This window comes from Frankia sp. CcWB2 (assembly GCF_977927585.1).
The window spans coordinates 16,751-19,422 of the sequence record NZ_CDWRCM010000054.1; the positions used below are offsets into that span (position 1 = coordinate 16,751).

Annotated in this window: 2 protein-coding genes and 1 pseudogene; 1 reads left to right on the forward strand and 2 read right to left on the reverse strand. The window is 70.7% G+C overall.

Annotated elements, in window-relative coordinates; translation table 11 throughout:
* Nucleotides 1-199 precede the first annotated feature (199 nt).
* Nucleotides 200-553: pseudogene (locus ACY45C_RS08210) on the forward strand (class II glutamine amidotransferase); the annotation flags it as partial.
* A 372-nt stretch (nucleotides 554-925) separates the two neighbouring features.
* Here ACY45C_RS08210 and modA read toward each other — a convergent pair.
* Entirely contained in the window at nucleotides 926-1,738 is an 813-nt protein-coding gene (gene modA / locus ACY45C_RS08215) for a molybdate ABC transporter substrate-binding protein (protein ID WP_462187026.1), read from the reverse strand.
* Nucleotides 1,739-2,064: 326 nt separating this feature from the next.
* Entirely contained in the window at nucleotides 2,065-2,583 is a 519-nt protein-coding gene (locus ACY45C_RS08220) for a flavin reductase family protein (protein ID WP_462187027.1), read from the reverse strand.
* Nucleotides 2,584-2,672 lie beyond the last annotated feature (89 nt).

Below are 2,672 nucleotides of genomic sequence, written 5' to 3' on the forward strand. Positions count from 1 at the left end.
GGACCTTCTGACCCGGCGGGCCGGGCGGCGAGGCCGGCCCGTGGCACGGCGGATGGGTGCCACCTCATGGCATGGGGAAGGCTCCCGGTGCTGCTGGTCGGGTCCTTACGGCGACCGGGCCGGCGGGGTTACTGAGAGCTGCGGGGCCGACGGTTGACCTTGTCGCCCCGGTGACGGGGTGGGTCGAGGGGACGGTGCCATGTGCCACATGTTCGCGATGAGCAGTGGGCGCAAGCGGGTGAGCGCGACGTTCTGGCTGCTGGACGCCACGGACAGCCCGCGGGGGCGGGATGTCCGCCCGCCCGACGGGGCCGGCCTGGGCACGTTCGACGGGGACGGCGAGCCGTACCTGGCGAAACAGCCGATCGCGGGCCGCGCTGACACCGCCTTCGCGCGGGAGGCCCGCAACGTCCAGTCCACGACCTTCGTCGCGCATGTCCGCCATGCCTCCACCGGCGCGGTCGACCTCCGCAACACCCACCCGTTCGTCCAGGACGGCCGGATCTTCGCCCACAACGGGGTGATCGAGAACCTGGAGGCGCTGGACCTCGAGACCGCCCGTGACCAGCTCGTCAAGGCCGCCGGGGTCATCGAGGACAGCGTCATCGATCTGGTCGGGAAGATCGGCCGTGCCGTCCTGGCCCGGCCGATGCCCGACCGGCGACTACGGGTCAGCCCCCGCGTCGTCAAACGCGCGGTCTCCGTCTACGCCGCCAACACCGCCAGAGGCCGGATCCATGGCCACAGCTACAAGGCCACCCTCAGCATCGAGATCGTCACCGACGAAGCCTGGACAGCGGCGACCGCCGCCTAACGCCGATTTCCACGCAGGAGGTTCGGGGCAACCTCGTCAGGCGAAGTCGAAGTGCAGGGTCCGCCTGCTCCACCACGGGATGACCGTGTCGGGGATCAGCGGGGCCTGGGGTCAGGGGGCCTGGAATCCCGCGTTGGTCAGTACGGTGCTCGCCTTGTCGGACAGGATGAAGTTGACGAACGCGGTGGCGCCGGCGGCGTTGGGCGCGTTCTTCAGCGCGACGATCGGGTAGTCGTTGATCGCCTTGGCGGATTCGGGGAACTCGACGCCGTCCACCTTGCCCGCCGACGCCTTGACGTCCGTGCGGTAGACCAGCGCGGCGTCGACCTCACCGAGGGTGACCTTCGACAGTGCGGACTTGACGTCCTGCTCCAGGGTGACCGGGGTCAGGTTCACCCCGGCGGCGGCGAGCGCCTTCTTCGCGGTGGCTCCGCAGGGCACCTGCTCGGCGCACAGCGCGGCCTTCACCCCCGGCCTGGTCAGGGCGGGCAGGTCGGTGATGCCCTTCGGGTTGCCCTTCGGTACGGCGATGACGAGCTGGTTGCGGACGAAGACTTTGGGCGCGCCGACGTTGTCGCCGGCGTCGGTGACGGTCTTCATCGTGGCCGGGCTCGCCGCGGCGAACACGTCGGCCGGGGCGCCGGAGGTGATCTGCTGGGCCAGCTGCGAGCTGTCGGCGAAGGAGAAGGTCACCTTCGATCCGGGGTTCGCGGCCTCGAAGTCCTTGCCGAGCTGGGTGAACGACCTCGTCAGCGAGGCGGCGGCGAGCACCGTGACGGTCCCCTGTACTCCGCTCGCGGCGCTGCTGGCCGTGGCGGAGGGCGTCGCCGCAGCGCCGCCGTCGCTGCCGCCACATCCGGCGGTCGCGAGAAGCCCGGCGCCGAGTACCGCCAGGGCCGCCGTCTTCATCCTGCGAAATCTCACGTGTCCCGTTCCTCCACCCATTCACCCGTTGTCCTGTTTCCGCAGCCGCGGACCCTGTCGCTGAGCTAATCCGCAGATGCGAAACTCTGTGCATGATAGTTCCGCATCTGCACGGTGAACAGGCGGGTTGTTCCGTAGTGTGCCGATGCGCGGCCGGGGCCTGCGCCACGGCGACCGGAGCCCCGCTCGGCGGGCGGTGTCGAGAGCGGTGCCGAGGGCAGGGTCAAGAGCGGTGCCGAGCCGGTTGAGCCGGTCGTGCTCCTCGGGCAAGCCGCGGGGATGGCAGGCCGGGTTACGCGGCAGGACGTGGGTTACGGCGGGCTGGGTTACGGCAGGACGTGGAAGGTCCGGTCGTGGTAGATGAGCGGGGACGCCTCCGGGTCGGTGTCCGCCTCAAGGACCTGGCCGATGATGAGGAAGTGGTCCCCGGCCTCGACGGGTGGCCGGGCGGAGCAGCGCAGCCACGCCCGTCCCCCGTCGAGCAGGGGCTCGCCGGTCGGCAGCCTGGTCCAGCGGGTCGGCGAGGCGAACCGGTCGATCCCGCTGCGGGCGAAACGCCGGGCGACCTCCTCCTGCTGGGAGGACAACAAGTTCACCATGAAGGTCTCCGCGACCCGCAGATGGGGCCACGACGAGGCACCGGAGGAGATGGCGAAGACCACCATCGGCGGTTCGGCGGACAGCGACGCGAGCGAGGTCGCGGTGAAGCCGACGGGTCCCGTGCCCGCGTCGGCGGTGATGACGGCCACGCCGGCCGGATGGCCGCGGAAGACGGTTCGGAACAGGTCGCCGTCGACGGCGCGCGCCCTGAGCGGACCCTGGGTCTGGCGAAGCGAGGCCGTCATGCTGGATGCTCCCGAGGTTCAGGCGACGAGTGAGGGTTCAGGTGACGAGCGCGCCGACGCCTTCCCGCCTCGGCGGATCAACCCTGCCG